The sequence below is a fragment of the Micromonospora sp. NPDC053740 genome, assembly GCF_040677775.1.
Taxonomy (GTDB): Bacteria; Actinomycetota; Actinomycetes; order Mycobacteriales; family Micromonosporaceae; genus Micromonospora; species Micromonospora alfalfae.
In genome coordinates, this window is record NZ_JBFASO010000008.1 from 90,750 (window position 1) to 115,331 (window position 24,582).

19 protein-coding genes and 1 pseudogene are annotated in these 24,582 nt (G+C 69.1%); 11 read left to right on the forward strand and 9 right to left on the reverse strand.

All coding sequences use genetic code 11. The annotated features are described in order from the left end of the window. Window positions 1–10 precede the first annotated feature (10 nt). On the forward strand, window positions 11–529 hold the full coding sequence (locus AB0K35_RS21395) for a hypothetical protein (RefSeq protein ID WP_357366115.1): 519 nt from the start codon (window positions 11–13) through the stop codon (window positions 527–529). Between the two features lie 332 nt (window positions 530–861). Here AB0K35_RS21395 and AB0K35_RS21400 read toward each other — a convergent pair whose 3' ends face one another. Beyond that, window positions 862–1,611 (reverse strand): Clp protease N-terminal domain-containing protein, encoded by a 750-nt coding sequence (locus AB0K35_RS21400; RefSeq protein ID WP_238670954.1) that lies wholly within the window; start codon window positions 1,609–1,611, stop codon window positions 862–864. A 59-nt stretch (window positions 1,612–1,670) separates the two neighbouring features. Beyond that, window positions 1,671–2,681, reverse strand: coding sequence for a glycosyltransferase (locus tag AB0K35_RS21405; RefSeq protein WP_363887062.1), 1,011 nt, complete (start codon window positions 2,679–2,681; stop codon window positions 1,671–1,673). 124 nt (window positions 2,682–2,805) lie between these two features. Between AB0K35_RS21405 and AB0K35_RS21410 the strand changes: the two genes are divergently transcribed. Then, complete coding sequence (locus AB0K35_RS21410; RefSeq protein WP_357366245.1) at window positions 2,806–3,621, forward strand: DUF72 domain-containing protein; 816 nt, start codon at window positions 2,806–2,808, stop codon at window positions 3,619–3,621. 9 nt (window positions 3,622–3,630) lie between these two features. Here AB0K35_RS21410 and AB0K35_RS21415 read toward each other — a convergent pair whose 3' ends face one another. Continuing rightward, the gene (locus AB0K35_RS21415; RefSeq protein WP_238671079.1) at window positions 3,631–5,460 is read right to left on the reverse strand and encodes a glycoside hydrolase family 15 protein; all 1,830 of its coding nucleotides are present in this window, start codon (window positions 5,458–5,460) and stop codon (window positions 3,631–3,633) included. Between the two features lie 168 nt (window positions 5,461–5,628). On the opposite strand from AB0K35_RS21415, the gene AB0K35_RS21420 reads away from it, so the two are divergent. Continuing rightward, window positions 5,629–6,054: a VOC family protein gene (locus AB0K35_RS21420; RefSeq protein ID WP_238670952.1), complete on the forward strand. Its 426-nt coding sequence runs from the start codon at window positions 5,629–5,631 to the stop codon at window positions 6,052–6,054. Between the two features lie 42 nt (window positions 6,055–6,096). Here the strand turns inward: AB0K35_RS21420 and AB0K35_RS21425 are convergent, their stop codons facing one another. Together AB0K35_RS21425 and AB0K35_RS21430 are read right to left on the reverse strand one after the other, a co-directional pair. Continuing rightward, the gene (locus AB0K35_RS21425) at window positions 6,097–7,311 is read right to left on the reverse strand and encodes an FUSC family protein (protein ID WP_363887064.1); all 1,215 of its coding nucleotides are present in this window, start codon (window positions 7,309–7,311) and stop codon (window positions 6,097–6,099) included. A 65-nt stretch (window positions 7,312–7,376) separates the two neighbouring features. After that, complete coding sequence (locus AB0K35_RS21430; protein ID WP_238670950.1) at window positions 7,377–7,673, reverse strand: DUF6582 domain-containing protein; 297 nt, start codon at window positions 7,671–7,673, stop codon at window positions 7,377–7,379. 153 nt (window positions 7,674–7,826) lie between these two features. On the opposite strand from AB0K35_RS21430, the gene AB0K35_RS21435 reads away from it, so the two are divergent. Further along, a complete protein-coding gene (locus AB0K35_RS21435; RefSeq protein ID WP_363887067.1) occupies window positions 7,827–8,129 on the forward strand; it encodes an amphi-Trp domain-containing protein in 303 nt (100 codons plus the stop codon). A gap of 168 nt (window positions 8,130–8,297) precedes the next feature. On the opposite strand, the gene AB0K35_RS21440 is transcribed toward AB0K35_RS21435, so the two are convergent. Next, window positions 8,298–11,000 (reverse strand): ricin-type beta-trefoil lectin domain protein, encoded by a 2,703-nt coding sequence (locus tag AB0K35_RS21440; protein WP_363887070.1) that lies wholly within the window; start codon window positions 10,998–11,000, stop codon window positions 8,298–8,300. Between the two features lie 998 nt (window positions 11,001–11,998). On the opposite strand from AB0K35_RS21440, the gene AB0K35_RS21445 reads away from it, so the two are divergent. The 4 genes and pseudogenes from AB0K35_RS21445 (at window position 11,999) to AB0K35_RS21460 (ending at window position 15,461) form a co-directional block, all read left to right on the forward strand. Further along, window positions 11,999–12,601, forward strand: a complete 603-nt coding sequence (locus tag AB0K35_RS21445) for a DUF4956 domain-containing protein (RefSeq protein WP_238670947.1) — start codon at window positions 11,999–12,001, stop codon at window positions 12,599–12,601. Further along, entirely contained in the window at window positions 12,598–13,419 is an 822-nt protein-coding gene (locus AB0K35_RS21450; protein ID WP_238670946.1) for a polyphosphate polymerase domain-containing protein, read from the forward strand. Before AB0K35_RS21445 ends, AB0K35_RS21450 begins: the two co-directional genes overlap by 4 nt. Beyond that, window positions 13,416–13,784 (forward strand): annotated as a pseudogene (locus AB0K35_RS21455) (chitobiase/beta-hexosaminidase C-terminal domain-containing protein); the annotation flags it as partial. The gene AB0K35_RS21450 and the pseudogene AB0K35_RS21455, both read left to right, overlap by 4 nt. 129 nt (window positions 13,785–13,913) lie before the next feature. After that, window positions 13,914–15,461 carry a CotH kinase family protein gene (locus AB0K35_RS21460; protein WP_363887377.1) on the forward strand — a complete coding sequence of 516 codons (1,548 nt, stop codon included), beginning with the start codon at window positions 13,914–13,916 and terminating at the stop codon, window positions 15,459–15,461. Between the two features lie 51 nt (window positions 15,462–15,512). On the opposite strand, the gene AB0K35_RS21465 is transcribed toward AB0K35_RS21460, so the two are convergent. After that, a complete protein-coding gene (locus AB0K35_RS21465) occupies window positions 15,513–18,497 on the reverse strand; it encodes a glycoside hydrolase family 3 C-terminal domain-containing protein (RefSeq protein ID WP_363887072.1) in 2,985 nt (994 codons plus the stop codon). A 195-nt stretch (window positions 18,498–18,692) separates the two neighbouring features. Further along, a complete protein-coding gene (locus AB0K35_RS21470) occupies window positions 18,693–18,947 on the reverse strand; it encodes a S24/S26 family peptidase (protein WP_363887074.1) in 255 nt (84 codons plus the stop codon). A 110-nt stretch (window positions 18,948–19,057) separates the two neighbouring features. Between AB0K35_RS21470 and AB0K35_RS21475 the strand changes: the two genes are divergently transcribed. Continuing rightward, complete coding sequence (locus tag AB0K35_RS21475; RefSeq protein WP_363887076.1) at window positions 19,058–21,910, forward strand: ABC transporter permease; 2,853 nt, start codon at window positions 19,058–19,060, stop codon at window positions 21,908–21,910. 20 nt (window positions 21,911–21,930) lie between these two features. Continuing rightward, the gene (locus AB0K35_RS21480; protein WP_238670942.1) at window positions 21,931–22,647 is read left to right on the forward strand and encodes an ABC transporter ATP-binding protein; all 717 of its coding nucleotides are present in this window, start codon (window positions 21,931–21,933) and stop codon (window positions 22,645–22,647) included. A 205-nt stretch (window positions 22,648–22,852) separates the two neighbouring features. On the opposite strand, the gene AB0K35_RS21485 is transcribed toward AB0K35_RS21480, so the two are convergent. Continuing rightward, window positions 22,853–23,791 carry an oxidoreductase gene (locus AB0K35_RS21485; RefSeq protein ID WP_238670941.1) on the reverse strand — a complete coding sequence of 313 codons (939 nt, stop codon included), beginning with the start codon at window positions 23,789–23,791 and terminating at the stop codon, window positions 22,853–22,855. 95 nt (window positions 23,792–23,886) lie between these two features. On the opposite strand from AB0K35_RS21485, the gene AB0K35_RS21490 reads away from it, so the two are divergent. Next, window positions 23,887–24,522: a TetR family transcriptional regulator gene (locus AB0K35_RS21490; protein WP_238670940.1), complete on the forward strand. Its 636-nt coding sequence runs from the start codon at window positions 23,887–23,889 to the stop codon at window positions 24,520–24,522. Window positions 24,523–24,582 lie beyond the last annotated feature (60 nt).

Below are 24,582 nucleotides of genomic sequence, written 5' to 3' on the forward strand. Positions count from 1 at the left end.
AGCTCCGCGCATGGGCAAGAAGACGATCCACGTCTCCGACTTCACCGGCACGGTTCTGCAGCAGGACGACGAGGTGGTCCGTGTCGTCGTGCTGGAGCACCCGGACCTGGTCGCCGGGCCCGTGCAGTTGGACGCCACCCCGGGCGAGGTGGAGAACATCGACGACGCCGCGCTGGACGTGGCGGTGGTGGAGATCCACGACCGGCACGGTGGCGGCGAGCCCCGCCGGGTGGTGTTGACCGCCAGCGAGTTCGACGCGATGGCCACGGACGTGCCGATGGCGCAACTGTTGAAGACCGCCGAGCGGGTTCGCCCACCCAAGGCCCGCAAGACCACCGAGAAGATCGACTACGGCACGCTGGAGCACGCCGGCAAGCCCCACCGGGGCCGGGTCACCGAGGAGGAGGCCCGCCTGGTGCGCGAGCATCTCGACGAGGTCAACAAGCGCCTCGCCGACGCGGGCATACGCCAGATCGACACTGCCGATCCGGAGCACGCCCTGCGCTACGGCTTTCCCGAGGCGTCCTGACCCAACTGCGTCAGCACACCTTCTTCGCCCGATCGCGGAAGGCGGTCTCGATGACCGCCTTCCGCTTTGTGCCGCCGTCATTCACGAGAACCTGGTCCGGCCTGAGCCCGGTCACCTCGGCCAGGATGAAGTGGACGGGAGGGCGTTGTGCCGATCCCCGTAGGCGGCGACCGAGTGAGCGCTATCACGCGCGAGAACCCGTGACGACATTCGCACCTTTCCGCACGTCAGTCGTGCGACCGATGGCTGCCGAGGTTCCTTCCGGGTCGTGCCACCGCACCGTCCCGGAGTGGCCTGGCCACTCCAGGCCGATGCGAACGATTTCGGGATGCCTAGCCGGCGTCGTCGCCCTTTGACGCGGCGCTGACCACGGCGGCGAGGGCGGTGGCGAGGTCGGCTTCCACAGTCGCCTTCTCCAGGCCGAGGTTGGTGAGCACTCCGGCGCCGTCCTCCTGCTCCAGCAGGGCGAGCAGGATGTGCTCGGTGCCGATGTAGTTGTGCCCGAGGCGCAGCGCCTCCCGGAACGTCAGCTCCAACGCCTTCTTGCCGCGCGCGTCGTACGGGATGAGGTCCGGAACCTGCTCGGCCCGTGGTGGGAGGGCGGCAGCAACCGCCTCCCGTACCGCCTCGGGGGTGGCGCCGCGACCAGCCATCACCCTGGCTGCCAGCCCGTCCGGCTCGGCCAGCAGGCCCAGCACCAGGTGCTCGGGGCCGATCTCGGCGTTGCCGCTGGCCCGGGCCTCCTCCTGCGAGGCGATCACCACGTTGCGGGCACGTGGGGTGAACCGGCCGAAGCCGGCGTTGGGGTCGAGCGCGGCCGCCTCGGTCGCCTTCGGCACGAAGCGCTTCTGGGCAGCCTGCTTGGTGACCCCCATGCTGCGACCGATGTCGGTCCAGGAGGCGCCGGAGCGCCGGGCCTGGTCGACGAAGTGCCCGATCAGGTGATCGGCGATCTCGCCCAGGTGATCGGCGGCGATGACCGCATCGGTGAGTTGGTCGAGCGCGTCGGTGTGCGCCGTCTTGATCGCCTGGATCAGGTCGTCGAGCTTGACGGGGTTACTCATCTGGAGAGGATCTGTCATGCGTCAACCATAGGTTGACGCATTCCTTGCGTCAACCCTGAGTTGACGGTCGCCTCCGTTCAGACGGCATACTCCGGCAGGAGCTGGGCGACGGCCGCCGGCGAGGGCATGGCGGCGATCTCCTCGGCGATCAGGCGTGCAGCGTCTCGCTGCTCGACCTGGCCGTACCGCGGGAGCAGGCGGTGCGCCTGCTCGGCGATGGCAACCGCATCCACCTCGCCGGGAAGGAGCCGCAGGGTGACACCGGCGGCGGTAAGCGTGTCGGCGTTGGCGAACTGGTCGGCGCCCTGCGGCAGCAGCAACTGCGGCACGCCAGCCGCGAGGGCGCCGAGGGTGGTGCCACTGCCACCGTGGTGCACCACCACGTCGACGAGTGGCAGCAACTCCGCCTGCGACACCCACTGGTGCACGCTGACGTGGTCGGGGATCTCGCCCAGTTGTTCCAGGGGCACCCGGCCCGCCGCGACCACCACCTCGGCGTCCAGCGCTGCCAGGCCTGCGATGGCGGTGCGGAGCAGCTCCGGCGTGCCGAACGCGGTGCCGAGGGTCAGATAGATCAGGGGTCGGGACGTCCGACGGCCCACCCGTTCGGGCAGCGGGGCGGTTGTCGAGAAGGCGACCGGACGCAGCTCGATCCGGCGTTCGGTGGCGAGGAAATTCCTGTCCTGAAGGGAGGGCGGCCAGATGTCCAGGTGCGGCCGACCGATGACCTCGGCGTTCCTGGTGGGCAGTTCCAGGCCGATGCCCTCGGGAAACATCCGGCCGAACCCGTGCCACAGGCCCGGGATCCCCGCGCGGTGAGCCGCCACGGCCGCCCCCGGCAGCCCCCACTCGTGCACCACCAGGTCGGGGCGCAGCCGCGCCAGCTCCGGTGCGAGATCCTCGGCGTACACCTCGTAGAAGGCGTCGCCGGGACGGAACGGCCGAAGGCCGTGCGCGGCGAGCGGAGCGTGCACCTCCGTCCCGGCGGCGAAGTGCACCTCGTGCCCGGCGTCCCGGACGGCGATCGCCAACGGGATCAGCGGGTAGGTGTGACCGACGGACGCAAGACTGGCGAACAGCACACGCATGGCGTCGGACCCTACCCGCCGCACCGTGAGGCGGGCCGGGTCCGCTGGCCCGTATACGGTGGGCTCCGGTCGAGCGCGGTCACCGGCGGGAAGGGCGGTCATGCGTCTGCACGTGGGGTGCGCGATGTGGAGTCACAAGTCGTGGCCGGGCCACCGGCTGCCGCCCACCGAGCGCCTGCGGCACTACGCCAGTTGGTGCGACGCCGTGGAGGGCAACACCACGTTCTACGCGACCCCGGCCCGGGACACCGTGGCCTCGTGGGCCGCCCAGACGGATTCCGACTTCCGGTTCGTCCTCAAACTTCCCAAGGTCATCACGCACGAACGCCGGCTCACCAACGTCGACGAACCGCTGCGCGTCTTTCTGGACGCCATCGAACCGCTCGGCCCGCGCGCCCATGCCCTCTGGATCCAGTTGCCCGGCTCGTTCGCGCCCGCCGATGTCCCGGCCCTGGGCCGTTTCCTGGAGCAGCTTCCGCAGTCCCACCGGTACGCGGTGGAGGTGCGCCATCCCGCGTTCTTCAGCGACGCCCGCGCGACCCGGCTGCTCGGGGCGACCCTCGCCGCCGCCCGCGCCGAGTGGATCCCCTTCGACACGACCGCCTTCTTCGCGAGCCCACCGACCAGCGATGCGGAGCGGGACGCCTGGACCAAGAAGCCCCGCGTGCCGCTCCGGTCCCTCGCGCTGACCGACCGGCCGATCGTCCGCTACCTCGGTCGCGACGACCCGACGCGCACTGTCGAGGGGTGGCAGCGCTGGGTCGACGTGACTGTCACCTGGCTCCGCGAGGGGCGCTCCCCGACGATGTTCATTCACACCCCGGACAACGCCGACGCGCCGGCGCTCGCCCGCCGGTTCCACGACGAGGTACGGGCCCGGGTACCCGGGCTCGGCGCGTTGCCCGAGCCGATCCCGGTCGAGCCGCTGACGCTGTTCTGACCGGTCCGGTCAGCCCTGCTTGTCGAGCAGGTCGTCGAGGTGGGTCGCCGTACTGATCAGCGAGAGGTGGCTGAACGCCTGCGGGAAGTTCCCGATCTGCTCACCTGTCGGCGCGATCTCCTCGGAGTAGAGACCGAGCGGGTTGCTGTAGGTGAGCATCTTCTCGAAGGTCAACCGGGCGTCGTCGATCCGGCCGGCCAGGGCAAGCGCCTGCACGTACCAGAAGGTGCACATGTTGAAGGTGCCCTCGGTGCCGGCGAGACCGTCCGGCGAGGCGTTCGGGTCGTAGCGGTAGACCAGGCTGTCGGAGACCAGGCCGGTGTCCATCGCCCGCAGTGTCGACTCCCACATCGGGTCGGTCGGCGAGATGAAGTTCAGCCCCGGCATCGCCAGCAGCGACGCGTCCAGGATGTCGGACCCGTAGTGCTGCACGAACGCGCGACGTTCCTGGTTGAACCCACGAGTCATCACCTGCTCGTAGATGGCGTCACGTTCGGCGGACCAGCGGGCGATGTCGCCGGGCCGGCCCCGGCGTCGCGCGATGCGGATGGCCCGGTCCAGCGCGACCCAGGACAACACCCGACCGTAGGTGAAATCCTGCCGGCCGGAACGGGTCTCCCAGATGCCGTCCTCGGGCTGGTCCCAGTGCGCACAGAGCCAGTCCATCAGCCCAGCCGTCTTGCGCCACCCCTCGTACGGCGCGACCAGCCCGTTGCGGTCCGCGAGCTCCAAGGAGACGAGCGCCTCGCCGTAGATGTCGAGCTGGAGTTGGCCCGCGGCACCGTTGCCGATCCGCACCGGCGCGGAGCCGCGGTAACCCTCCAGGTGACCCAGCACCTCCTCGGGAAGGTCCGGTGAGCCGTCGATGCGGTACATGATCTGCAAGGGGAGGTTGCCGTCCCGTGCCTCGCGGATGCGCGCGTCGAGCCAGAGCAGATACTTCTGGGCCTCGTCGGTGAAGCCCAGGCGCAGCAGAGCGTGCACGGAGAAGGACGCGTCCCGGATCCAGGTGTAGCGGTAGTCCCAGTTCCGCTGCCCGCCGATCTGCTCGGGCAGCCCCGCGGTGGGCGCGGCGACCAGGGCACCGGTCGGTGCGTACGTCATCAGCTTGAGGGTCATCGCCGACCGCTCGACCACCTCCCGCCAGCGGCCCTTGTACCGGGAACCGCCCACCCACCGCCGCCAGTAGTCGCGGGTCTCGGCGAGCAGTTCGCACGCCTCGTCGGTGCTGAGTGCTCGGGGAGCGTGCGGGCAGGCCGTCTCCAGGACCACTCCGCCGATGTCGCCGGCGTGCAGGGTGAACGACGCGGACACGCCGTTGGCGTCGCGGCGGACGTCCCTCGTGCCGAACTGGCGCAGCGAGTTCTTGAAGGCGGCGAGGGTGAGGGTCATCGTCTGGCTGCGGAAGACGTCGCCTTCGGGGTGCACCTCCAGTTCGTACGGATCGCGTCCGTAGTTGAACCGTGGGTGGCAGTGGAAGCGGAACTGCATGCTTCCCCGGACCATCCGGACCAGCCGGATCAACCGGTGCCGGTCGGTGGCCTCCGCACCGGTGACGGGCATGAAGTCCAACAGCTCACCGACACCGTCGGCGCTGTGGAAGCGGGTGATCAGGATCGGCGTACCGGGCAGGTAGAGCTGCTTGCTCGTGTAGTCGACGCCGTCGGGCGAGAGCTGGAAGTGGCCGCCGTTGCGGCGGTCCAGCAGCGCGCCGAAGAAGCTCGGCGAGTCGAAGCGGGGCGCGCAGAACCAGTCGACAGTACCGTCCGTGCTGATCAGTGCCGCGGTCTGTAGATCACCGATCAGACCGTGGTTCTCGACTGCCGGGTAGCTGTCCACGCTGTCCCCCGCCACTCTCGTACTGGCAATGGCGGCGACTACCCGGGAGCCGACGAAAGATGCGGTCCGCGGCTCGACACGGTCGAGGCCCACCGCTCATTGCGGAAGCAAAGCTTCCGCAATCGTCGATAGCGTCGACACCAACGACATCGACGAGGGGACAACCTGATGAGCCTGCGAGGATTTGCCACACTCAACATCTGGGCGGACGACGTGGCAGCGGCCACCGCCTGGTACGCGGACTTTCTCGGCGTCGAGGCGTACTTCATGCGCCCCGGCCCCGACGGACGCCCGGCATACACCGAGTTCCGCATAGGGGACTACCAGGCCGAACTCGGCATCATCGACAGCAGGTACGCACCGGGCGGCGCGACGACCGGGCCCGGCGGCGTGGTCATGCACTGGTGCGTCGACGACCTCGACGCGACGGTCGAGCGGCTGCTGGCGATGGGTGCCACGGAGTACCAGCCGAAAACTCCACACGGGGACGAGGGCTTCATCACCGCGGCGGTGGTCGATCCGTTCGGCAACGTGTTGGGAGTCATGAAGAACCCGCACTACCTGGACGTGCTCGCCTCGCTGAAGGCGACCTGACGTGCGTGCTGGTTCGGCAGGGTGCGGGCGGGAGAGCCCGGATCAGTCCCACTCGTCCCCGTCCACCGTCCGACGCACCAGCGTCACCGCTGTGTCCATGTCCAACCCGCTGGCAACCAGGAGGTCGTGCGCGACAGTGCGGAACTCACCAGCGGCGATCATGCCGGAGTAGCCCAACCGGTGGGTGTACGGGCGGGTGGGGTCCGCCGCGGTCTCCCCCTGCGCCCTGTCAACCAGGTCGACGGCGGTCAGGATCTGCCGCCGCGCTTCGTCCGGCTCGGCCCGCGTGCGGATCGCGCACCGCAAGGTCTGCACGCTGGAGGCCAGCAGGTCGATGGCCGCCGGAAACTCCTCCGGAATCGGCTCGTCGTCCCGCAGTGCCTTGGCGAGCCGCCTGGCGACGGACCGGCAGCCGTGCAGGGCGCGCTCCTGGTTTCGGACGGCGTTGGTGTAGAAGGCCAGGGACCCGCGGTCATGCCAACGTAGTGGCGCCAGTCGCACCACTTCCTGGGCGGCGTCGAGCCCGTCGTGAAGCGCGGCCAAGCCCGGCCCCAGTTCCCGCAGTGTGCGCAGACACCGCTGGACCGCAGCAGAGTCTCGACGGCAGAGCGCCGCGGCCAGAGCGTGGAGGGAGTCGACAGCCGGGTCGAGGACGGGTTCGGCCAGACGCCGCACCGTCCGCTGCGGATGGATCGGCACCAGCAACAGGCCGACCGCCAGCCCGGCCAGCCCGCCGACCGCTGCGTCGACGAAGCGGGGCACGGACAGGTCACGCACTGGTGGTTCCAGGGTGGCGATGAGCACCGCGGTGCCGCCGGCCTGGGTGAGCAGCGCACCACCGCCCTTGAGCAGCACCGCGACGATGATCGCCAGTACGACGACCACGCCGGTCTGCCAGGCGCCAATGCCGAACAGCGGCATGAGCGTGTCACCGACGGCGAGCCCGAGAACGACCCCGACCAGCAGTTCGATGGTGCGCCGCAGGCGTGAACCCATCGAGGCGGCCACGATGCCGACCGCTGTCGTGGGCGCGAGCACCGGCGCGGGATTGTCCAGGAACTGGTACCCGACGAACCAGGCGAGCGACGCCGCAACGCCAGCCTGCACGATGAGCAGCCCGTAGAGACGCAACCGCCAGGCGCGGGCGCGCAACCCCTGCCGCACCCGCTCGGGCAGGCCGGCCCAGGCCCGGTCGACCCGTGACACCCGGTGCGGGGGCGGGTCGTGGTCAGCTGCCGGCTCCTGCTTGGCGGGCATCCGCGCCGCTTACCCAGCGGAGGCGAACCTATCCGGCGAGCGAGCCGGAGCCCGCGGGTGTCCGGTCAGTGGGCGGGGTTCGGCGTGTGCGGAAGTTTGCCGAGCTGGCGCCAGTTCGTCTCGGCGACGTCGACACCGTAGTGCTTGGCGGCGGCGAGGATGTTCTGGAAGGCCAGGTCCCGGTCCTTGTCGGTGACGCCCTGCACCTGATCGAAGCGGGCGATGGCGTTACGGACGTGGCTGGCATCGGTCATCGGTTCCTTGCGTTTGCCGGGGAACGCGAAGACGCTCTCCGGCAGCTCGCGCTTGTCCTTGTCCGACAGGCCACCGTGCTTCTCGTGGGGCTTCCAGGTTGATGTCATCGTCCGGCATTACCCGCACGCTGTCCGGCAGCACCTCCGAAGCTGACATTTTCCGAACCACTGCGGACCGCAAGATCCATATCATGCCGACACGGCGGGGTGGAGCCGAAGCCCCGCACACCCCGTCCTTTGTGGAGTGCAAGCATGGCCGACATGGATATCTATGAGGACTCCCGTACGGTGTCACGCTCCGACCTGGCCGCCTGGCTGCGCCAACTGGCGAATCAGTTGGAGGCTGACGGGCGACTCTTCTACGGCGCGGCGGGTGCGGTGACGGTCGCCGACACGGTGCGGTGCGAGCTGGAGATCGAACGGGAGAGCGAGACGGAGGTGTCCGTCGAGATCGAGTTCTCGTGGACCGAGCCCGCGCGCGTCAAGGAGGCGGACGGGGAGGAGCCCTCGAAGGACGACGAGGCCACCGAACCGACCGACGCCGCGCCGCCCGCGGCCTCCTAGCGAGGTCGGGAAGCCGGTCGAGACCACCGGATTCGGTCTACCACCGCTCGCTCGCCAAGAGCTCCAGCGGTCGGATGCCGATGCCAACGGCCTACGCATGATCTCCGGCGACGCCCAGAAACAGCCGGGGCCAGGCCCGTGTCGGCCTGGCCCCGGGGTCTGCTCGGGTCAGCTACGCAACGTCCACTGCTGGTTCGTGCCGCCGTTGCAGGACCAGAGGATGAGCTTTGTGCCGTTGGCGGTGGCGGCGCCATTGGCGTCGAGACAGAGCCCGGACTGGGCGTTCGTCACGGTGCCGTTGGCATTGATGTTCCACTGTTGGTTGAGCCCGCCGTGGCAGTCCCAGATGATGACCGCGGTGCCGTTGGCAGTGCCGGCCCCGGACGCGTCCAGGCACTTGTTGCCGTAGACGGTCAACTGCTTGCTGGCGGTCTGGGTCCACCGCTGGTTGGTGCCGCTGGAGCAGTCCCAGAGCTGGGTCTGGGTGCCGTTCGTGGTCGACGAGTTGGGCACCTCGGCACAGCGACCGGACTGGGCACCCACGAGTTGTCCGTTACCCGTACCGCTGCCACCGCCCTGCTGCTGCCTGACGATCGAGGTCGACTCGGCCGACCGGTTGCCCTGTGCGTCGACGACGTAGAGCCGGTACTCGCCCTGGGTGGCCGGCACGGCGATGGAGGTGGCGGTGCCGGTCGCCCTGGTCATCGTCGCCCCGGCGGTGAAGGTGGTGGTGCCGTACGGCGCCAACCAGACCGACTTGGTGGCGTCGCCGATGCTCCGGATCGGGATCGACGCCGTGGCACTGGTGACGAAGGTGCTGGCCGGCAGCGCATAGTTCGGCGCGGAGAAACTGCTCGCCGGAATGATGTCGCGGTACGCGTCCTCAAGGCCGGAATTCGCGGCGATGCCGTACGCCGTCGCCGGCCAGACATAGTCGGAGGAGACAAGGATGTCGGCGACAGTGCTGTTCGGCAGGTTCTTGTTGGAGACCTTGTTGATCGGGCCGTAGATCTGCGTGATGCTCAGATCGTGCTTCCGCCCGAAGTCGTCGGAGTTGATCATCCAGGTGACGTTCTTGTCGATACTCAGAACGTTGTCGCGGAAGGTGATGAACGCCGAGCCCTCGTCCGGGTGCAGTCCGTACTTGTGGCCCGACGGGACGCCCTGGAGATAGTTGTTGGTGATCATGGTGCCGGGCTGACTGCCGAGCGTGTAGATCGGAGCCGTGTCGCTGAGGCGCTGCACCGTGTCGATGATGTGGTTGTAGCTGATGGTGTTGTTTCTCGCCGTCGTGGTCGGCCGGTTGGGCACGATCGAGCCCGACGATCCGTCGAAGTTCCACCAGCCCCAGCCGAGCGTGATGCCCGACCACGGGGTCTTCTCGATCCGGTTGCGCTGGATGGTGAGGGTGTCGGCGAAGTACGCGGAGATGGGGCTGTGCCCGTTGAACAGGACCGCGCTGTCGTAGAGGTAGTTGTTCTTGATGTCGATGTTCTTCGGTAGCCCCTCGACCGACGCGGAGTACTTCTCGCGGTTGGTCGACGTGCCGTCCCCGATGTAGACGTGCTGGGGATGACCGACGGTGATGGCGGACCCGGCGATGTCGTTCGTGTGGTTTCCGATCAACTGGGTGCTCTGCACATCATTGATCATGTTGATTCCGTCGGCGCCGGTGTGCTGGATCCGGTTACGTTGCAGGAGGACCCCGTCGGCGTTCTGGATCTGAATGATGCCGGGCGTCACGTCCACATTCCGGTAGTAGTAGACGTGGAAGTTGCCCTTCGCGTACACCTGGGCGCCGAGGTTGCCCTGCTGCGCCTGCTTGAAGGACGAGCCGGCGACGTTGAACAGGTTCCAGTCGGAGTGCTGGACCGTCAGTCCGGAGAACGTGATGTTGCGCGCGTGGCTGCTGGTCGAGGTGCCGGCCACCCGGAGCAACGTGGTGACGTTGTTCGGCGCGTAGACCGTCGCGGTCGACATGTTCTCGGCGCTGGCCTTGTAGTAGTAGACCGTCTTGGTGCCCTTGTCGAAATAGAACTCACCGGGCGCGTCCAGGAACTCGTACGCGTTCATGAGTTTGTGGGTGCCGCCGACCTGGGCGTTGCCGTTGAACGCGCCCTGCGCGATGGCCGCGCCCGGTTGCTGGAAGAGGGCGACCCGGTTCGCGCCGTCGGAACTCGTGGTCACCTGGCGGACTCCCACGATGGCAGTGGTCCAGGTCGTACCCGTCTCGATCTCGATGTCGTCCTGGTTGCGCGGAACGGCGGGGAAGTCGTTCAGGCTGTATTTCGCACCGTCGCACTGCGACCCCGACTCCCAGGCCCACGAGGCCTGGTTGGCAGTGATGTTGTACGTGCCGTAGCAGCCGGCCGAGCTGATCGTCTTCGACGCCATGTACGCGCGCTTGTCGTTGACGTACAGCGCCCGCAACTTGTTGGCGCGGTCCAGTGGCGCCTTCCAGATGTTGCCGCTGTGCTGGCTCCATCCGGTCACCTGGACGCCACCGTCAAGGACCGGCTTCTCATTGGGGTAGGCCGCGTAACTGACCCGGAATCCGTTGGTGCCGGAGTCGCTCGTCCCGAATTCGATAGTGCTGCTCACCGGGTAGGTTCCACCGCGGAGAAAGACGTTGACGTCGCCGGTCATGTTCGTGGTTACCGTACGAACGATGTCCCGGGCACGTTGCAGAGTCCGGAATGGCGACTGCAGGGTGCCCGGATTGGCGTCGTTACCGTCCGGGGCGACATAGTAGGTCGCCTGGACCGCGGCCGAGGCCGGTAGTTGGTTTGTCAGCACTGCCGGCAGTGTGGCGGCGACAAGCGCCGCCACCGCCAGCACTGACATTCGAGCGGTGGATATGGCTGACTTCACGTCTGTTCCTCTCACTGGTCGTCGATGTGGTGCCCAAAGTGCGTATCGAGCGACGAGTACGGAACAGCGACGCCACTAAGGGCCGGCGGGGACTTTCCGTCGCCCCGACCGCACTCTTTGTTAACCGCCCCGAAATTCTTACTGGGAGCGTAGGTCACACGTCTGACCAATGCAACCGGCAATTGGAGGGCGTCTATGCAGAAATGCCATCGGATCGGGCAGATCAGCCATGCCGTCCGCACCCCCCTGCGTGCGTCGTCCGACGAATCCGCAGCGACGACACGGGGCTCGTCGTCGCTGCCCGCGACCACTCGCACGCACCTCGACGCGCCAGGGCACGCCGGCGGTCCGCCCGTCCTTTGGAGCTGAATCGTCTACGACATCACCGACAGCCGGCCCTCGAACCGTCCCGCGACAACGCCCCCACGCGGGTGCCCGCCCCACCACCGCCAGACAGCTCGCCCACGCGACACCGCACCACCACCGCCAGACAGCTCGCCCACGCGATACCGCGCCACCACCGCCAGGCAGTTCGTCCGCGCGGTTCGTCGCGGCGCCACCGCCACAGGCCCCCTGCCTGATTCGTTTGCGGCATCAGCTCCATAGGCACCGAAGCAGCCATCGAACCCCGCCCACAACTGGCGGTCGCGAGAAGCTCAGCGGCCACCCCAGGGCCGGACCGACGACCGTCCCACCCAGGAGCGGACGCTGTGAAGCCCGAAAGACTCCGAAAGTTTCGGCGGCTCAGCGAGCCGAGGTCGCGTCCCGGGCATGCCCACGTCAGGCGCACCGCACACCCGCCAGCCGGCCCAGGAGCCCGCACGTGTGCACAGATCACACATTGACTTGCGTTGATGTTCTGCTTACAGTCACCACCGATATACCGAAAGTTTACCGAAAAGTAGCCCGGGGGTCCGGCCACCTTCCGCAGGTCGCCACGCAGCGACGGCGGCCTGGCGTCGGTCCGCTCCGGCGGTGAACCAGGAGGAACCCCAGCGATGTCGCAGCTCGTCCTGTTCGCGATCGACATCTGCGCGGTGGCGCTGCTCGTCTTCGGGCTCTACTTCCCCCGGCACCGCCGACGCGACCTGGTCGTCGCCTACCTGGGGGTCAACGTGGGCGTCCTCGCGGTGGCGAGCGCGCTGAGCGCCAGCGACGTGGGCGCCGGGCTCGGGCTGGGCCTGGCGCTGTTCGGAGTGCTCTCCATCATCCGACTCCGCTCGACGGAGCTCGACCAGCACGAGGTCGCGTACTACTTCTCCGCTCTCGCGCTGGGGATTCTCGGCGCACTCAGCACCACGTCGGTCTGGCTCAGCGGAGGCCTGATGGCACTCATCGTCGCTGTGATGTTCGTCGGCGATCACCGACGGCTGCTCCGGCACTACCGGCACCAGATCATGGTGCTCGACTCCGCGGTCACCGATCACGTCGCTCTCGTCGCCCAGCTGGAGCAACTGCTCAACGCCCGGGTGCACAACGCCATCGTCCAGCGGCTCGACATGGTCAACGAGACCACAGTCGTCGACGTCCGATACTCGGTCGCCCGGCGCAGCACGGCGGCCGGCACCAGCAGGTCGGCACGGGCCGGGGCGCTCCGATGAGCGCGCCACAGCTGGCGACGCTGACGCCGATCGCACTCGCCGAGGTGATCGACCGGGCGGCGCTGCAGTGCAGGGTGGACCGCAAGTACGTCATCGCGGTGGACGAGTTGCCGCACCTGCTGGACCACCTCACCCCGTACGCCCGGGTGCTGGACATCGATGGTGAACGCAGTTTTCGGTATGAGTCCGTGTACTTCGACACGCCCTGCCTGGCCAGCTACCACTGCGCCGCGTACCGGCGGCGCAGGCGCTTCAAGGTACGGACCCGGACCTACCTCGACTCCGCCCAGTGCTGGCTGGAAGTGAAGATCAGCGGAGCACGCGGACAGGTCACCAAACACCGACTGCCGTATCTCGCCGAGGACCGCCGCACCGTCCGGTCCGGTCGCGGGTTCGTGAACGAGGTGCTGGACCGGGAGTCGATCCTGTCCAATCTCACCGGCAGTCCGCTCGAACCGGTGCTGGTCACCAGCTACCGTCGCTCCACTCTGCTGCTGCCCGCAACCGCGAGCCGGGTCACCATCGACACCGGGCTCACCTGGCAGGACGGTGACCGCACACTGCGACTGCCCGGCATCGCCGTGGTCGAGACCAAGACCAGCTCGGCCCCCTCGCTGGTCGACCGCGCGCTGTGGCAACGCGGGACCCGACCCGTACGCATCTCGAAGTACGCCACCGGCCTCGCGGCTCTCCGCCTGGACCTTCCAGACGTGCCGTGGCGACGGACGCTACGCCGCCACTTCCGCGCCGACCCGTCCTCGGCACTCCTGGAGTTGACAGTTCCCACCCGATCAGAACAGGAGGCATCGTGCTCATGACCACCCGCACCACAGGTCTTCCGGTGGCGGCCCTTCGTGCCGCCGGGATCGCCGCCACCGCCGTGTTCGTCGCAGGCCTGCTCGTGGTGTCTTCGCCGCCGGCCGGCGCCGAACTCCTCGCCGGCACCCCGGCCACCGATGCCGCCGCGGCGGACGACCTGGTCGGGGACATCATCTTCTCGGTGCCCAGCGGCACCTTCCAGAGCGAAGTGGCGGTGACGCTGAGCAGCACGGTCAGCGGCGCCCAGATCCGCTACACCACAAACGGGCAACCGCCCACCGCCCAGTCGTCGCTCTATTCGGGCTCGGCGCTGCGCTTCACCCGCACCACCCAGTTGCGGGCACAGGCGTTCGTCGGCCAGACACCGACGGGTGCGCCCGGCACCGCCATGTACGCCGCCCAGAACGTCACCACCGCCCACGACCTGCCGGTGGTGCTGATCGACTCCTACGGCGCCGGCCGGCCCGACCGTGAGTACTTCGACGCCACCACAATGATCTTCGAACCGACGGGCGGCGGCACCACATCGTTGGCGGCCGCCCCGACGCTCAGCACCCGAGCGGGATTCCGGCTGCGCGGCAACTCGTCGGCGACATTCGAGAAGACGCCGTTCCGGGTCGAGTTCTGGGACAACGAGGACGACGACGCCGACCACCCGGTGCTGGGTATGCCCGCCGACTCCGACTGGGTGTTGCGCGGCCCGTTCCCCGACAAGGCGCTGATCCGCGAGGCGCTCGTCTACGACCTCGGACGCGAGATGGGGCTGCCGGCTCCGCGCTACCGGTTCGCCGAGTTCTACCTCAACACGGACGCCGGCCCGGTGGGCGCCAGCGACTACATGGGCGTCTACATGTTCATGGAGACGATCAAGAACTCCAAGGATCGTCTCGACCTCAAGCAGTTGGACTCCGACGATGTGACACTGCCGAAGATCCAGGGCGGGTACATCTGGAAGTTCGAGTGGATGGCGGCCGAGGAGCCAACGTTGCCGTGCACCGGGCCGGCGGCCACCTGTTGGAACTACCTTGAGGTCGCCGACCCGTCGCCCCTGCAACCGCAGCAACGGGACTGGTTGCGCGGTCACCTCCAGGAGTTCAACGACGTGCTGCACTCGTCGAACTTCGCCGACCCGACCACCGGATACCGCAAGTACATCGACGTCGACTCGTTCATCGACCTCATGATCGTCAACGAGCTGAGCCGGGAGATGGACGCCTACGTCCGCAGCTCGCACTTCTACAAGGACCGGGACAGCAAGATCTTCGCGGGTCCGCTGTGGGACTTCGACCTCAGCTTCGGCGTCGGTGGGTTCTTCGGCAACGACCAGGTGTCGGGCTGGCAGCACCAGCAGACCCGGCAACCGTTGCCCAACGACTGGTTCGCCCAGTTGCTGCGCGACCCCGCGTTCGTCAACCAGGCCCGAGCGCGCTGGCAGACGCTGCGACGGGGCCTGCTCTCCGACGCCGCGCTCCAGACCCGGATCAACGCTCTCGCGACCCCGCTGACCAACGCGGCCCAGCGCAACTTCCAACGCTGGCCCAACCTGACGTCGCCGACCGTCAGCTTCTTCCGCACCCCGACCTCGCCCACCTGGCAGGGGCAGGTCCAGGTCATGCGGGACTGGATGCTGCGGCGCGCCGCCTGGTTGGATTCCACCGCCGGCTGGGGCGGGTCCGTCACCACGCCGCCTCCCACGACCCCACCACCCACCACGCCACCGCCCACCACCCCGCCGCCGGCGGCCGGCTGCACCGCGACGTACGCGGTGACCAGCCAGTGGACCGGCGGCTTCCAGGGCGAGGTACGGGTCACCGCGGGAACCTCGGCGATCAGCAACTGGACCGTGACGTGGACCTTCGCCGGTGGCCAGAGCATCGCCCAGGCCTGGAACGCGACAGTCACCAGCCAGGGCTCGACGGTCACCGCCCGCAACGTCGCCTACAACGGGGCACTCGGTGCCGGCGCCAGCACCGCGTTCGGGTTCCTCGGCTCGTCCACAGGCACGCCCAGCACACCGACGTTGACCTGCACGGCGAGTTGACCAGCCACAGGCCCGGGGCCGGGTCGACGATCGACCCGGCCCCGGCCTCGGTCACCTGATGGAAAACTCGGCCAGCCGCAGCGGGGAGTCGAACACCAGGTACACGTCGTGGGTGCCGACGGCCCGGGTCAACTCGGTGCTGGTGCTGACGTAGCGGTAGTCGTCGCCGGTGCTGGGCACCGTGGCCGTGCCGAGCAGCCGGCCGGTGGGCGACCCCGTCCGGATCTGGATCGTGCCGGCACCCGCACCGGCCTTGGCGACCTTCGCGCTGAAGGTGCCCGCGCCGGCACGCAGCGCGGAACCGTCGAAGGAGATCCACTGACCGGCGGCGGTGGCACCGACCGCCGTACCGCTGGGTTTCGTCTCGTCGACGAGCCGGACCCCCGCGTACCTGTCGAAGTTCTCTGCCCTGGTGGGCCGGGACAGGTCGCGGGCCGGGATGGTCTCACCGCGGACCCGGACGGCAGCGCGGGCCCGGATGTCCTCGACGGACGCCCCGACCATCAGGTCGTGGACCGACGACTCGACCACCCACCTGCTGCGGGTGACGTCCCAGTGCGCCAGGTCCGCGGCGGGCAGGCGCAGGGTCACCGTACGGGTCTGCCCGGGCGCGAGTTTCACCTGTTGGAACGCCTTGAGCTGGCGGATCGGGGTGGTGTCCCGCGAGGTGCGCTGGTGGGTGTAGAGCTGGACGACCTCGGTCCCGGCCCGGCTGCCGACGTTCGTCACGTCGACACTGGCCGTGATGGTGCCGTCGGCGGCTACCGACTGCGCACCGGTACGCAGTTGGCCGTACCGGAAGCGGGTGTACGACAGCCCGTGGCCGAACGGGTAGAGCGGCTTCGCGCGGCTGTACAGGTAGGTCTGCCCGGACGAGATGATGTCGTACTCCAGCAGGTCCGGCGGTAGTTGCGAGTCCGAGCGGTACCAGGTCTGGGTGAGCCGGCCGGACGGGTTGCGGTCGCCGAAGAGGACGTCGGCGACGGCGTGACCGGTCTCCGCTCCCGCGTGGGTGGTCCAGACGATGGCGGGTACGTGCTCCTGCTCCCATCGGATGGTGACCGGGTAGCTGGTCTGGAGCACGAGCACGGTCCGCGGGTTGGCAGCGGCGACGGCCTTGACCAGCGCCTCCTGGCCGGCGCTCAGCGCCGTCGAGGTCCGGTCGTGCGCCTCGCGGCCGTTGATGAACGGGTTGCTGCCGACCACCAGCACGGCGGTGTCGGCAGCCTTGGCCGCCGCAACTGCCCTGTCGATTCCGCTGCTGATCAACTCACGACTGAAGTGGGTCGCGGCGGCCGGGGTCGATGCGCCGAGCTTGAGGGCACCGTCGTCACCGATCGTCACGTACGTGTCGGCACCGAACCAGCTCTCCTTGGTCTCGTAGCCGACGTAGCGCAGCACCACAGTTCCGTCGGCCTGCGGCTCCAGCTTGAACTGCTGCTGGACGTACCAGCCGTTCGGTTGTTCGTCACGGGTGACGAACGGCCCCCAGTTGTAGCCGAGGTAGCGGCCGTTGGCGGCGTTGCGCAGCGTCACCACGTCCTGTCCCCAGTCGACAACGTCGAACTGGGCGACGAGCGCCGGGGTCGCGCCGGTCCCGAGGACCGGGTTGGCGTCGGTGGTGCCGGTGGCCGAGACGTACCGGCCGGTCGCCGTGTCCTTCAGGGCGATCCGGTCCGCCCCGTCGAGCCCGTTCACACTGGCCGAGCTGCCCAGCCGTTCGCGGATGCCGTCCAGCGCCGTCACCTGGTAGGGCAGGTCTGCGCCGTACCAGTCGGAGTAGAGGGTGTCGGCCAGCGGGCCGAGCACCGCCACCTTGCGGGTCCGGGCCGGGTTCAGCGGTAGCGCCTGCCGCTCGTTCTTCAGCAGCACCATCGCCTCACCGGCGGCCTGCCGGGCCAGTCGCTGGTGTTGGGGGCTGTTGATGACGTCAGGGGTGATGCCGCCGTACCGGCCGCCGCCCGGGTCGAACTCACCCAGCCGGAACCGGATGCTCAGGATGTCCCGGATCCGGGCGTCGATGTCCGCCTCGGTGAGCAGGCCGGTGGCGAGGGCCTGCTTGATGGCGGTGGCGGTGGGCTGGGCGTTCGTGTCGTCGGTGATGAAGCTGCTGAGTCCGGCCTTGATGATCGCCGCGTTCGCCTCGGCCTGGGTGGGGTAGTACTGCTGCGAGTTCACCAGGTTGTTCGGCGCCCAGGCGTCGGTGACGTTCATCAGGGTCTGGTCGGTCCAGCCGCGGACAACAGTGTCCAGGTCCGGGTCGACCGTGGCCGGACGACCGTTCACCAGGTTGTACGCGGCCATCATCCCGGTCGCCGCGTCGGCGGCGATGGCCGGTTTGAAGGCGGCGCGGTCGTACTCGTTGAGCACCCGAGGCGGCACATTCGAGGAGGTCACGTCCCGACGGACCTCGTTGTTGTAGGCCAGGTAGTGCTTGAGCGTCGGCGCGCTCTTCAGGTGGTTCGGGTCACCGCCGGTCATTCCCGACCCGTAGGCGGTGGAGATGGCCCCGGTGAGCAGCGGATCCTCGGAGTAGCCCTCCTCGTTGCGGCCCCACCGGGGGTCGCGCAGCAGGTTGACCACCGGCGCCCAGAGGTTGAGCCCCCAGACCCGGGGGTTCTGCGCGTGGTAGCCGCGCGCCTCGTCGCCGACGGCCGAACCGACCTGCCGGATCAGCTCGGTGTTCCAGGTGCTGGCCATGCCCACCGGCTGGGGGAAGGTTGTGCCGCGGGCCTTGACCACAGCGCCGTTGTTGTCGATGTCGGTGGACCAGGCCACCCCGTGCAGCGCCTCGGTGCCGGTCTTGAACAGGCCGATGCCCAGCCGGGGAACGGCCGGCTGGTACTGGTGCAGCCAGGAGATCTTCTCGTCCAGGGTGAGGCGGCCGAGCAGGTCGTCGACCCGGGCCTGCACGGGTAGGTCGGGATCTCGGAACGGGTAGGTGGGCTCGGCGAGCGCGGTGCCGGGGACGGCCGGTAGGGCGAGCAGGGCGAGCGCGAGCGCGGTGATTCCGCGCCGAAGGCGCCAGTTCCGCATGCGGTTCTCCTCATGTCGTACGACAGACGCCCAGCGGGCGCCGAGCGACAGACGCCCAGCGGGCGCCCAGACCGACGTGACCAGGCCCGACACCCGGCTGACGGGCCTGTACGACGAATCGTCGAAGCGCTTCGACGACCCCGCCGCGTCACCACGGCCATGATTGTTGTGATCCGCGCAACTATAGATGCGCACCTATGGCTCGGCAATACCGGCCGGCACCCGCCGCACCCCACCGCCGACGGCCGGGGCGACCGCCTCCGGAATACCGTCGCCCGGCAGCGCGGCGAGACGCTTGACGAGCCAGGCGGACGCACCAGAGCCAGCGGCGGTCCGGCGCCCACCCTCCTGATGGTGCGCGACGACGATGCCGCCGGTCCGGAATCGCCACGTTCGGCGGACCAGGACGCGGTCGCCGTGCGCGAGGCTGGGCACCATACTGTGCCCCACAACCGTAGGCTGCTGCTGATCATCGTCGATTCGCCGCCGCCGAGCGGGCCTCACCGTCCGGTCGGCGGCAGCATGCTGGAAGGCCACACGATGGGGGGCATGGTGCGTCGATGCTGGGGATAGCCGCGTCGCAATGGCGCGTACGGCTGCGCCGGTCGCTGGCCCTGCTCTCGATGATCGCCGTCGCGGTAGCCGGGTTCACCCTGCTCACCGGGGCCGCGGTGACGTCCCGGCTGGATGCGGTGGGCGCGGTCAGCGCCAACTACCGCCCGGTCTACGACCTTCTGGTCCGCCCGAAGGACGCGGTGCTACCGCTGGAGCAGGAACGCAATCTGGTCCAGTCGGGCCAGTTGGCGGGTATGCGTGGCGGCATCACCCACGATCAGTGGCGCGAGATCCAGGCGGTGCGTGGGGTGTCGGTGGCGGCACCGGTCGCGATGGTCGGGTACGTGATGCGCACGGTGCCCGTGACCGTCGACCTGTCGGACCACCTTGACCCGACCGCCGAGCGTCAGGTGTTGCGGGTCCAGCCGACCTGGGTGACGGACGCCGGGCTGAGCCAGATCCCGGACGGGCCGGCGTTTCTCTACGCGACGCGCAACCGGCTCGACGTGGTGCCCAACAGCGAGCTAAAGAGCGGCGGGGGCCTGCCACCACCGGAGGAGGTCGACGCCGACGGCCAGCGGGTCAAGATCTGCCCAGCGTCGCCGGCCATCGCCACGGACGACTGGCTCGCACCAACGGACCTGCGCGCCCGATCGTCGTTGACGTGCGTCGGTGGCATGGGTTCAACGGATCGCGAGGGAAAGGCGACGCGGCCGACCGTCACGTTGGCGTGGACGGTGCCGCTCCTGATGGCCGCGGTCGACCCTGAGTCGGAGGCCGCGCTGGCCGGACTGGACCAGGCCGTCACCTCGGGCCGATACTTCACCTCAGCCGAAGCGCCGACGTCGCGGCGACTGGACGGAATGCCGTACCCCTACTCGGTGCTCCCGATCCTCATCGCGGACCGACCTCAGGTCGACAGGACGCTCGACGTCACCGTGCAGCGCCTGAACCCGGACGCGACCGAACTGGTCCGGACGTCCGCCGACGACCAGCGGCTACGCGCGGCTCTCGGCGACGAGTCCGGCACCCCGATCGCCCAGAAGTCGACGCCGGTGGCGGAGCCGTACCAGGACATGGTCAACCGGATGCTCCACCCGGGAGACCTGGGCGTCGAATACGACTTGGCGACGGCGAACACCATGTGGCTCCACCAGTTCTGGACCGTCGGGCCGGCGAAGACGACGCGCGACGGGGACGGTCTGCGTGCCCAACCGGATCCGTACGACCTGAAGGTCTGGGGCCAGGGGGCCGACGACGGCGGGTCGTCCCGGCACGTACCGATGGAGTTCGCGGACACCAGCGTCCGCAGTGGCGTGGCCGCCCACCGGAACCTGGCCCACGGGTACGAGCCGCAGCCCGGGGACGTGAGCATGCCTGACGCTGCGCTGGGCGCGGTGGGCACCTTCGACCCCGCCAAGGTTTCGCTGGGCAGCGCGCTGTCGGCGGTGCCCATGGACACGTACTTCAACCCGGGCGCCGAGGGCGCCGACGAAGCGTCACGGCAGGCGCTGGGCGGCCGACGCCTGGCCCCGAATTCGAACGTCACCGGCCTGCTCAGCCAACCACCGCTGATGCTGACCACGATGGCGGCCCTGCCGGCCATCTTCGACTCCGGCGCGTACAGCACGGAGCCCAGCTACCCGGAATACCAACTCAACACCACCGCACCGATCAGCGTGGTACGCGTCCGGCTGGCCGGAGACGTCGGCATCGACCCGGTCTCCCGGGAGCGGGTCCGTGTGATCGCCGAGGAGATTGCGCAACGCACCGACCTGCAGGTCGACATCACCCTGGGGTCCTCCCCCACCGCGATGACTGTGCACTACCCGGCGGGCAACTACGGCCGGCCCGACCTCGCCGTGGCCGAGCCCTGGGTGCAGAAGGGCGTCGCGTCCGTGCTTGTCCGCGCGGCCGACCGCAAGAGCGTGCTGCTGTCCGTGCTGGTGCTCGCGGTGTGCGCGCTGGCGGTGCTCAATGCCAACACCGCCGCCATCCGCGCCAGACGCACCGAGTTCGGCATCCTCACCTGCCTCGGATGGGGCCGACGACATCTTCTCCAGCTGATGTTCATCGAGATCGTCGGCATCGGTCTCGCCGCGGGCCTCGCGGGCAGCGGGCTGGCGCTCGGGATCGCGCTCGGTCTCGGGCTGAACATCGCGTGGAGCCACACGCTGCTCGCCGTACCCTCAGCAGTGGCCCTCGCCCTGCTCGCCGGCGGCTGGCCGGCCTGGCGGGCGGCCCGCCCGGACCCCGGCGAGATCATCCGACCCGCCGTCTCGGGTCTCGCCCTCCGCCGGCAGGCGCCGCGCGGGCTGGCTACCCTCGCCCTGGCCAACCTTGCCCGCACTCCCGGTCGGACCAGCCTCGGCGCGCTGAGTCTGATGATCGGGGTGGCCGCCCTGACCATGTTGTTGGCGATCACGTTCGCGTTCCGTGGGGCGATCACCGGCACCCTGCTCGGTGATGCCGTCACCCTCCAGGCCCGCACCGTCGATCACATCGCCGTCGCGGTCACGATCGTGCTCGGCATCGTGTCGGTCGCCGACGTGCTCTATCTCAACATCTCCGAGCGCGCCGCCGAGTTCGCCCTGTTCGGTGCCGTCGGCTGGACCGACGCGATGCTGAACCGGCTGGTCGTGATCGAGGCCGTCGGCATGGGCGCCATCGGTGGCACGCTCGGTGCCGCTGCCGGCCTTGGCGCGGCAGCGGTCTTCGCCGGGGGCGTCACCGCTCCGATCCTCTGGTGTTCTGGAGCCGCCCTGGTGTTCGGCGTCGCCGTCTCCGCCCTGTCGGTGGTGGTGCCGATCGCCGTGCTCCGCCGACTGCCCACCGCCCACCTGCTCGCCGAGGGGTGAGCGGCAAAGGAGTAGGTCCGATGAAACGGACGTCAGCTGCGGCGTCGAGCACGCTCACCGTGCCGCTTGTGTGTCTCACGCGGGTACGGAAGTCGTTCCCGCTGCCCGACGGAGCACCGCTGGTCGCGGTCAACGACGTCAGCCTCGCGATCGCCGCCGGCACCGCGATCGCGTTGACCGGGCCGAGCGGCTCGGGCAAGTCGACGCTCCTGCACCTGATCGGCGCCATCGAACAGAGCGACGGTGGCACGATCGACGTCGGCGGCCAGGAGGTGACCGGCTTGTCCGGCCGGGCATTGGCGGCCTACCGGCGACGGGTCGGCTTCGTGTTCCAACGGTTCCACCTGCTGCCCACGCTCACCGCCCTGGACAACGTCATGGCGCCGCTGATTCCGTTCCGCACCGATTTCGACAAGGTCGCTCGTGCGCGTGAGCTGCTGGCGATGGTGGGGCTCGCCGACCGGGCCGCCGCCCTGCCGTCGCGGCTCTCCGGCGGGCAGCAGCAACGGGTCGCCATCGCCCGTGCGTTGATCAATCAACCTGCCCTGTTGCTGGCAGACGAACCCACCGGCAATCTCGACAGTCAGAACGGCACCGCGATCGTCGACCTGTTGCTGCGGCTGCGCGACGAGCGGGGTACGACCCTCATCATGGCCACCCACGACACCGGCATCGCCGCACGTTGCGACCGGGCCGTCCAGATGCGGGACGGGTGCCTCACCAGCCTGGACCGGTGAGGCGCGGGCCACCCCTCATTCACCAGCGGTGGAGCACATTCACCGCCAGCGCGGCCACCACGGTCACGAAGAACACGACCCAACCCACCAGCTGTCGGGAACGGTGACAGTGACGTAAGCAGCGAACACTCTTCCTCCGTTGTGGTCGTTCGCCGCATGGACGATCCAGCACGGTGGATGTGAAGAGTGCCGGGTGGTGCCGCGATCAGCTCGCTGGCCGCAGCGACCCGAACCGCACGCCGGTGGCCTGTTCGGACATCTCCCACACACGGCGGCCGTGCTCCGGGTCGATCGCCGCCGCGGACAGCTCTCCCGGCGCGGGGTGGCCGCGCAGCTCGGCTGGCCCACCGGGAGCGATGAGCCGTCCCGGTTGCGCCCCGGGGTCGGTGGCGGCGAACAGCTGCGGCCAGACACCCCGCTCGACCGGCTGGGCGAGAAGCGGGTTGCCGATCCGGCCCAGCAACAGCCGCCAGATCGGCGTGCTCGCGCTGCTCTGCAGGTTCGTCGCGGTGTACCCGGGATGGGCGAGGAAGCTGCGCAGTGGGCTGACCGCAGCGTCGAGCCGCCGATGCAGCTCGTAGCCGAAGATCGCGTTGGCCAGCTTGGACGTGTTGTAGAAACCCATCGGGGAGTAGCCCCGCTCGCCGGTCGGGTCGTCGAAGCGCACCTTCGCCTGGCGGTGGTTGACCGAGGTGACAGTGACCACCCGCGGATCCCGGCCGGCCAGCAGGAGGTCGAGCAGGAGGCCGGTGAGCGCGAAGTGCCCGAGGTGGTTCGTGGCGAACTGCATCTCGTGACCCTGCGGGCTGAGGGTGCGCGGCAGGGCCATCACCCCGGCGTTGTTGATCAGCACGTCCACCCGACGGTGGTCGGCGTGCATCCCGTCGGCGAAGGTCCGCACCGAGTCGAGGTCGGCGAGGTCGATCCGTCGGACGTCCAGGTCGACGCCGGGTCGGGCTGCGGCGATGTCGGCCGCCACCCGGCGACCTCTCTCCTCGTCGCGGACGGCCAGCACGACGCGCGCATCGCGAGCGGCGAGCGCCCGAGTCGTGACCAGGCCGAGGCCCGCTGTGGCACCGGTGACGACGAAGGTACGGCCACTCAGGTCGGGGATCTGTTCAGTGGACCAGCCATTGACAGTCATGCGACCTACTGTGCTATCGGTGACACTCAGTGTCAACCAGTGCGCGTGATGCCAACAAGGGCATGGTGTGGCACCGAATGACGTAGCATCGACGGATGAGATCCCGTGCCGACAACAGCCTGGCCGAACGCAAACGCCAGCTCGTTGCCGACGAGCTGCGCGACGCCGCCCTGATGCTGCTCGCCACAAAGGGTTTCGACGCGGTGACCGTCGACGACATCGTGGCGGCGGCCGGCATGTCGCGACGCACCTTCTTCCGCTACTTCGCGTCCAAAGAGGATGTGGTCGTCCGGTTCCTGGCCGACACCAGCGCGGACATCATCACCGAACTCGCCGCCCGGCCGCCCGCCGAGCCACCGTCGGTCGCGCTGCGCCACGCTCTCTGGGTGCCGCTCGCCGCCTGCAACGACCACCCGGAGCACTCCGAGCGAGCGCGGGTCGTCGTCCGTCTGATCCTTGACACAGCCGCCCTGCACGCCCGCTGGCTGGAACGCCAGATCGAGTGGCGAGCCGAGCTGGCCGCCGAGTTGGCCAACCGCCGTCGCGTCGACCCGCACACCGACCCCTACCCACGGATGGCCGCCGGGATGGCACTGCTGGCACTCGACACGGTGCTTCAGCGGTGGCAGCCGGGCGACGACGAGCAGCACCTGGCCGAGCTGATGGACCAGGCGTTCGCCGTCGTGGCACCGGCCCTCGACGCGCCCGCCGCGTCACAGGCCGCCGGCTGATCGGCACCCTGCGCGAGTCAGCGCGGTTTCAGCGCCCTTTCCGGCCAGCTCAATACGTTC

What these genes read in the sequence shown, in the direction of transcription:
- AB0K35_RS21395 (WP_357366115.1), top strand. Translation starts at nt 11, where the DNA reads ATGGGCAAGAAGACGATCCACGTCTCCGACTTCACCGGCACGGTTCTG.
- AB0K35_RS21400 (WP_238670954.1), bottom strand. Translation starts at nt 1,611, where the DNA reads ATGACAGATCCTCTCCAGATGAGTAACCCCGTCAAGCTCGACGACCTG.
- AB0K35_RS21405 (WP_363887062.1), bottom strand. Translation starts at nt 2,681, where the DNA reads ATGCGTGTGCTGTTCGCCAGTCTTGCGTCCGTCGGTCACACCTACCCG.
- AB0K35_RS21410 (WP_357366245.1), top strand. Translation starts at nt 2,806, where the DNA reads ATGTGGAGTCACAAGTCGTGGCCGGGCCACCGGCTGCCGCCCACCGAG.
- AB0K35_RS21420 (WP_238670952.1), top strand. Translation starts at nt 5,629, where the DNA reads ATGAGCCTGCGAGGATTTGCCACACTCAACATCTGGGCGGACGACGTG.
- AB0K35_RS21425 (WP_363887064.1), bottom strand. Translation starts at nt 7,311, where the DNA reads ATGCCCGCCAAGCAGGAGCCGGCAGCTGACCACGACCCGCCCCCGCAC.
- AB0K35_RS21430 (WP_238670950.1), bottom strand. Translation starts at nt 7,673, where the DNA reads ATGACATCAACCTGGAAGCCCCACGAGAAGCACGGTGGCCTGTCGGAC.
- AB0K35_RS21435 (WP_363887067.1), top strand. Translation starts at nt 7,827, where the DNA reads ATGGATATCTATGAGGACTCCCGTACGGTGTCACGCTCCGACCTGGCC.
- AB0K35_RS21445 (WP_238670947.1), top strand. Translation starts at nt 11,999, where the DNA reads ATGTCGCAGCTCGTCCTGTTCGCGATCGACATCTGCGCGGTGGCGCTG.
- AB0K35_RS21450 (WP_238670946.1), top strand. Translation starts at nt 12,598, where the DNA reads ATGAGCGCGCCACAGCTGGCGACGCTGACGCCGATCGCACTCGCCGAG.
- AB0K35_RS21460 (WP_363887377.1), top strand. Translation starts at nt 13,914, where the DNA reads ATGATCTTCGAACCGACGGGCGGCGGCACCACATCGTTGGCGGCCGCC.
- AB0K35_RS21465 (WP_363887072.1), bottom strand. Translation starts at nt 18,497, where the DNA reads ATGCGGAACTGGCGCCTTCGGCGCGGAATCACCGCGCTCGCGCTCGCC.
- AB0K35_RS21475 (WP_363887076.1), top strand. Translation starts at nt 19,058, where the DNA reads ATGCTGGGGATAGCCGCGTCGCAATGGCGCGTACGGCTGCGCCGGTCG.
- AB0K35_RS21480 (WP_238670942.1), top strand. Translation starts at nt 21,931, where the DNA reads ATGAAACGGACGTCAGCTGCGGCGTCGAGCACGCTCACCGTGCCGCTT.
- AB0K35_RS21485 (WP_238670941.1), bottom strand. Translation starts at nt 23,791, where the DNA reads ATGACTGTCAATGGCTGGTCCACTGAACAGATCCCCGACCTGAGTGGC.
- AB0K35_RS21490 (WP_238670940.1), top strand. Translation starts at nt 23,887, where the DNA reads ATGAGATCCCGTGCCGACAACAGCCTGGCCGAACGCAAACGCCAGCTC.